This window comes from Vicinamibacterales bacterium, from assembly GCA_036012125.1.
GTDB lineage: Bacteria > Acidobacteriota > Vicinamibacteria > Vicinamibacterales > UBA823 > UBA11600.
Genome location: DASCOS010000014.1, coordinates 1 through 6,303, shown reverse-complemented (window position 1 = coordinate 6,303; position 6,303 = coordinate 1). Strand labels below are relative to the sequence as shown.

6 protein-coding genes are annotated in these 6,303 nt (G+C 57.6%); all 6 read right to left on the bottom strand.

Features of this window, described 5'->3' with window-relative positions:
• Window positions 1-186: 186 nt before the first annotated feature.
• Complete coding sequence (locus tag QGH09_06485) at window positions 187-1,305, bottom strand: cis-3-hydroxy-L-proline dehydratase (protein HJO17826.1); 1,119 nt, start codon at window positions 1,303-1,305, stop codon at window positions 187-189.
• Window positions 1,306-1,541: 236 nt separating this feature from the next.
• A complete protein-coding gene (locus tag QGH09_06480; protein HJO17825.1) occupies window positions 1,542-1,961 on the bottom strand; it encodes an ester cyclase in 420 nt (139 codons plus the stop codon).
• A gap of 104 nt (window positions 1,962-2,065) precedes the next feature.
• Window positions 2,066-3,136: a peptidyl-alpha-hydroxyglycine alpha-amidating lyase family protein gene (locus QGH09_06475; protein ID HJO17824.1), complete on the bottom strand. Its 1,071-nt coding sequence runs from the start codon at window positions 3,134-3,136 to the stop codon at window positions 2,066-2,068.
• 228 nt (window positions 3,137-3,364) lie between these two features.
• Window positions 3,365-3,721 carry a hypothetical protein gene (locus tag QGH09_06470; protein ID HJO17823.1) on the bottom strand — a complete coding sequence of 119 codons (357 nt, stop codon included), beginning with the start codon at window positions 3,719-3,721 and terminating at the stop codon, window positions 3,365-3,367.
• A 108-nt stretch (window positions 3,722-3,829) separates the two neighbouring features.
• Window positions 3,830-5,080: an alanine racemase gene (gene alr, locus QGH09_06465; GenBank protein HJO17822.1), complete on the bottom strand. Its 1,251-nt coding sequence runs from the start codon at window positions 5,078-5,080 to the stop codon at window positions 3,830-3,832.
• A gap of 95 nt (window positions 5,081-5,175) precedes the next feature.
• The coding region (locus QGH09_06460) for a PQQ-dependent sugar dehydrogenase (GenBank protein HJO17821.1) at window positions 5,176-6,303 on the bottom strand (1,128 nt) is incomplete at its 5' end.

The window sequence follows — 6,303 nt, the reverse complement described above, 5'->3', positions numbered from 1 at the left end:
GGTGAAGGCCTCCATAATAATCATCACGCGTTCCAGAGAAGTCCGAAGTTCAGTTATCGTGCTAGCGAATTCGACCCGGCTTGGTCGGTGATCTGGGTGCTGACGAAACTCCGGTTGGCGCAGCCATACAAGACCATTAAAGAGGCGTTAGCACAGCCGGCTGGATAAGGCTGACAACCAAGACGTTTAGGCATGACTTCCTGCTCCCCAAGTCGCTACGGGTTCCCCCAGTATCTCAGTGCGAGGTTGAATCCCTAACCCAGGCTTTGTACTCGCGGCCATCCGCCCCTCATGACGCTGGGGTGCACCATCAGCCGTACGCACTGTCACATAACTGTTAAAGTCTGTCGCAGTGAATAAAAATTCTGGTGGTGTGCTGTGCGCTAGGTGAGCGATTGCGGCCGTCGTGATGTCGCTGCCCCAGCTGTCCTCAATGGTCATCGCCAAGCCAAGCGAGACGCATAAATCTCGCACCAGCCGTGTTTTAGTTAAGCCACCAAACTTGCTGATTTTGAGGTTAACCGCATCCATTGCTAAATCACTGTGTCCACGCACAAGCATCTGAACGCTATCCATGCACTCATCAAGCACGAATGGATGATCGATATTCCTTCGAACAGATAAACACTCTTCGTAGGTGGCACATGGTTGCTCAATAAACACATCAACGTCCTGAACTGCTCGAGCGACTCGTATCGCATCTTTCATCAACCAGCCAGTGTTGGCATCAGCGATGAGCACATCGCCCTTCTGGAGTTCCTTGCGGGTGCAGCGAATTCGTTCGATATCCGTTTCGGCGTCGCTGCCGACCTTCAATTGAAATTTCCGGTAGCCTTCTGCACGGTACTGACTGACACTCTCGGCCATGGCGTTCGGTGTATCCCTGGAAATCGCTCGATAGAGAGCAAACTCCTCCCCGAAACGACCGCCAAGCAAATGACAAACCGGCTGTTCTATAGCTTGGCCAAGAATGTCCCAGCAAGCAATATCGATCGCCGATTTAACGTATGGATGTCCCTTGAGGAGTTCATCCATTTTTCGATTCAACTTGTTAAGCTGCGTTGGATCCTGGCCGATTAAATCTTGAGCAATCTCGGTAATCCCCGCACGTACACCATTGGCATACGCTGGAAGATAGACAGACCCTAGTGGGCAAACCTCCCCGTATCCCGCCAAGCCTGTGTCCGTCTCAATTCGGACAATCGTACTATCAAATACTTGGACCGACTTGCCACCCGACCAATTGTAACTGCCCTCGTGAAGGGGCAAGTCGACCTGAAATAACGCGATTCTCCGAATCTGCATCAAAGCCCTCTTGTATGGGTTCCATTCCCGCCAAGGGTCTACAACGTGCACGTCCAGAGTTGCCGCCCATAGGAGGTCATCCTACTGCTGAGCAGTTTGATTGAACACGAATGGGATTTATGTACACGCGCTCTGGTGGAAAGCAATGACGCCCTAGGCTGGGCCATAGTCACAGACCTGTCCTACAAGCTTCCCACCGTGCATCCAAACGGTATCTATCGCTAGGGTGAACGGCCTTAGCCGAGACCCAACTGCGCCATCATCGTATTGAGATCGAAATACTGAACCATGGACGACGCCTTGCCGTCCTTGATCTCAACCACCTGGCAGGCGCGCATGCTGATGTTCTTGCCGGTCGCGGGTACTTCACCGTTCGGGGTCATCATAGGGCCGGTATGCGTGCCGTTCCACGTGAGTTCCAGCACGACCGTGTTGCCGATGACATAGGCATTGTGAAACGTTGCCCGTGATTCGGGGAAGGCCTTTGCCCAGCCCTTGCACATCTCGAGGTAGCCCTCAGCGCTTTCAGATTTACGATGGCTTGCGACTTCGTCGTAGACAAAGTCGGGAGTGACACTGGCGATCGTCTTGTCCCAATCTTTTTCGCTGTAGCCGATGTTGGGGAGTTTCGCTGCTGCAATGAGTTCGTCAGACATGAATTCTTCTCCTTGGTGAGTTGATTGTGCAGGTTATTATCCGTTAGTCACAGACAGGGCCTACGGAAAGTTCCCACGGGTCCCAAGCTACAGCGGACCGTTGCTCAGGGTCGCACTCGCACGTATTTCCTGAGCGCTCGGTCATTCAGATGAGGGTTGGGAACGGGCTCACCTCCGAAAAGGTTGCCTTCACGATCGACGGTGACGAACTCCGCTCCGTTCCCCGGAAGGATGTGGGGATTCGCCCACGGGAAGCGAATGAACTCCTTCACCCAACCCGTCTCGACTTCGCCAATGCGAATGCCCATTTCATACCCTGGGTTCTGTACGTTGTCCGACTCGGAGTCCGCGACGTAGATTCGTCCGTGGTCGTCAAAGGCGATTCCGCTCGGGCGCCCAAACTGGGTCCAGGTGGCAGAGTGGTTTCCCTCTTGGTCGAAGATCTGGATCCGGCTGTTGCTGCGATCTCCCACGAACACTCGGCCGTCCGGATGAAGAGCGATGGCGTGTAGGACGCGGAACTGTCCCGGGGCGTAGCCAGTTTCTCCCCAAGACATGAGGAACTCGCCACGGCTGTTGTATTTCATCACTCGGTTGTTTCCGGCTGCGTTGTGGCCGTCCGCGATGAACACGTCACCGTTGGACGCAACCGCCACATCACTCGGGGAAGAGAAATGGTTAGGGCCATCTCCCTCTTCTCCTGGCGTGCCAAATGTCATGAGCACTTCGCCCGTTGGACTAAACTTGATAACTTGATGGCCCCGATCGTCGCCCGCGGGAATGTTGTTATCACTCACGGCGTCAGTCACCCACACGTTGCCGTCGGAGTCAACGTCAATTCCATGCGGCCAGATGAACATTCCGCTGCCGAAGGACTCGACCACATTACCGTCGGGAGCAAACTTCAAGATGGGATCTAGGTCTGAATCAACGCACTCTGATCCGAAGTGCTCAGGCCCGGCATCGCAACGGATAACTGCCCAGATATGGCGTCCGTCGGGATCGACCTTCGCTTTGCCGACGGCTCCCATCACCCTTCCGCTCGGTAGCTTTGCCCACCCTTCGACGATCGCATATGGGTTCGTGGAGTTCTGCGCAACAGTTTCCTGTGGCACCAACGACGAAACGAGGACGAGCAGAGCGGCTACGAATACAGTTGGGTTGCGAACAGACATGGGCACCTCGTCGGGTGTTGAGTGGACCTACCTCAGATAATCGCTACCGTATACCTCTCCGGCTCACCGCGCAAGGAGTCGGACAGAACGGAGACACAGCACCCCTTGTGGCCATTCTTCCGTTGGCTGGTGGAGGGTTCAACGTGACTGGGCGTGTGGCACTTTGTGGCACGAATCACGTCACACGCGCACATCTGTGACTAGCTGTGACTAGGCTTGGCACAAGTCTCAGGAGATGCCACAAGAAACCGGATCACCGAATACGCCGCCTTCGCAGTAGGGACACGGCTTCCCGGCTAACTCCATCGTGTCCACGATATCTGCGGATTTGCATTTCCGACAGACGGCAATCGGCTTTTCGGAATCCACCATGAATTTCTTCCCACAGGATAGGCAGAGGTGAGGAGAATCATTGCCAACACACCGATTCCTTAATTCGTGGTCCGGATGGTAGGCGTATTTCTTCTTCTGTCTCACCTTGCCAGTGTTCGTGACCACGGACTCGAAGTAGTAAGGATTCCCGTCATCCCACGCCTCGATGGTATGGGCACATCCGCCACAGACGAATCGAAACCCTTGGGCCATCTTCCCTCCGATCACGATGATGTGGCCGACGACAATGTTACTGAAGGGCTAGAGTCGGCCGCTGACGACTCGCGGAGCAAACCGCAACGTTCATCCGCACCGGCCGGCTCAGATAACGCGCCGAGGCATTAGTGGGTTCAGGTGCATGGTCAGATCGTAGACCGACCCGCCGAAGCCGGCCGCGAAGTCCTCCGGACGCGAACCCTCCTCCCAGTCGAACACTGTCGCTTGGTCGCCAGCGTGGACCTGCGTCTCCTGGCCGAGTTCTACCATGGTGTGGCTTGCCGAAATGGCCGCGATGATCGGATAGCGCGCCCCGCCGATCGTCACCAGACCGCCTTGCGCCGCCGCGCGCGGAAGCCCGTCGCCGTGTCCAATCGGCAGGGTGGCAATCCAGACGTCGCTCTCCGCCACGTAGGCTCGGCCGTAGCCGGCGGTCTCCCCGCGCCTGAGTTGCTTGACGTAGGCTACACCGCCGCGCAGTGCCACAGCGGGTCGGAGATCGAGTACGCCCATTTCGTTAAACCTAGGTTCAGGATAGATCCCGTAGATCGCCATCCCGACCCGGACCATGTCGAGAAACGCTTCCGGATGCTCGAACAGTGCGTAACTGGACGCGGCGTGCAAGCGGCCAATATCCAGCCCTTCGCCCCGTACCGTGGCGCCGACCTCCTGAAGACGCTGAACCTGCAGCGGTTCAAGCTCCGGGTCCTCAGACAGCGTCGTCTGGAGTCCTTGGATCTGCACCGCTGGCCGACCGGCCAGATCGCGGATAAGTACCGCGGCATCGCGGACCGGCACGCCGACACGGCCCATGCCGGTATCCAGGCAGATTTGAATCGGAATTGTCTTGCCAAGCTTCGCAGCAACCCGGTCGAGCATATCGCCGATCGGCGTGTATACCATCGGCGTGATGTCGCGCGCCACCGCTTCCTCGAGATCTGACTCACCGAACGGCCCCATCAGCAACACGGGCTTCCGCACGCCTCCCTCCCGAAGCACCACTGCTTCGTTCAGCTTTACAACCGCCAGCCCAAAGACCGCTTCAAGCGCATCTAACGTCCGCCCGACATTGACGATGCCAAGTCCGTAGCCGTCGTTCTTGATGACTGCCATGATCGGCCGGCCGCCGACTCGTTCACTGATTGCGCCAATGTTGTGCCGAAGATTCGCGGCGTGTACTTCGACCCACGGGTCGAACGACGAGTGCACGTCGCCGTCGCGCTCCACTGGTGCGTGTGGCACCTGCGCGCACGCATCGAACGACAACAGCGCAGGCGTAGCCGCCATGGACGCGAGGAATGTCCGGCGTCCGGCCCCGCACGGCTTCATCAGCTTCGGAAGCTTAGTCTGGGTCATGGGTGTTATCTCGTTTCATGTTTTGGTTGGTTGATCAGCACAGTTCTTCTAACGCCGTCCCTTCAGGCCTCCGTGTGGCACGTTGTCCAAAAAACTCAGCGCACAGCAACAAGCAGACGGATGGTGCCGTCGCGTTTGTTTAGCACAAAGACCTGGTCGTTGGGGCCGAGACCGAGGCGCAGGTCAGCGCGAGTCGCCACCCCCTGCCCGTCAGCGGTGTTTTTTTCCTGAATCAACTGGAGCACCGTCTTTGGCCCATTACCGTTGTTGAACAGAATGCGCCGAATTGCCTCCTGGCCACCCGCAGGAAGGTTGTCAGCAGAAAAGGCAAAGACCTCGCCGCTGGGATTGTCACCAAACAGCACCAGGTTTGCGAGCTGGGGGATCGCAATCGCGCGGTAGACATAGACACCTGTCACCGCGGAGCCGGGCTGCAGAAGTGGGTCAAGTTGCCCGTATTCGACGACGGGATACGTCATCTGAGGATCGCCACGTGGGTTGGCGAGACTGACATGACGACGGCCACTCCTGACCGCGAAACTGCCCTCCCAGTCGCTCCAGCCGAGGTTGGCGCCAGCCGTCACGAGGCTGACCTCTTCCACGACGTTCTCGCCGATGTCGGCAACAAACATGTTGCCGGTGGTCGAGTCCCAGGCAAAGCGTTGGGGATTGCGCATGCCCAAGGCGTAGATTTCCCCGAGTGTGTCCGGGTCGCCATCGTTCGCAAACGGATTGTCAGCGGGAATGCCGTACTCGCCGTTGGCGCTGTTGGAGCCTAGCGGGTCGAGACGCAGAATCTTCCCGAACGCGGAGCCGAGGTTCTGTGCAAGGAAGAGCTGATCGCTACCACCACCATCGCCCGCGCCCATGTAGAGCAGGCCGAATTCGGCGTCGCCAGGCGACGTGAGCGGATGAAAGGCGAGCTGGCCGCCATTGTGGATATCAAAGGGTTGCTCGAGCCGGACTAGTTCGCGTGGCGAACCGCCATCGTAGGTCGCGGCCTCAGGATGCTCAGCCGTCCACTCGAGCAGGACCGTGTCGTGCGAGTTACTGTCGCCGCCTGATGCGAAGTCGGCCGGCGGCCTCGTATCACGGGTGTCTGTGAGCGTGTAGAACTTCCCAAAGCCGGGAGTTCCTAGGTCGTTAAACTGCGGATGAAAGGCGAAACTCTGAAACCCTTGCTCGAAACCCGACGATTCGACGCTGACACCCCAATGATCGGC

Excerpts from the sequence above, each read along its gene's own strand:
- QGH09_06485 (HJO17826.1), bottom strand. The coding sequence starts at position 1,305 with ATGCAGATTCGGAGAATCGCGTTATTTCAGGTCGACTTGCCCCTTCAC.
- QGH09_06480 (HJO17825.1), bottom strand. The coding sequence starts at position 1,961 with ATGTCTGACGAACTCATTGCAGCAGCGAAACTCCCCAACATCGGCTAC.
- QGH09_06475 (HJO17824.1), bottom strand. The coding sequence starts at position 3,136 with ATGTCTGTTCGCAACCCAACTGTATTCGTAGCCGCTCTGCTCGTCCTC.
- QGH09_06470 (HJO17823.1), bottom strand. The coding sequence starts at position 3,721 with ATGGCCCAAGGGTTTCGATTCGTCTGTGGCGGATGTGCCCATACCATC.
- alr (HJO17822.1), bottom strand. The coding sequence starts at position 5,080 with ATGACCCAGACTAAGCTTCCGAAGCTGATGAAGCCGTGCGGGGCCGGA.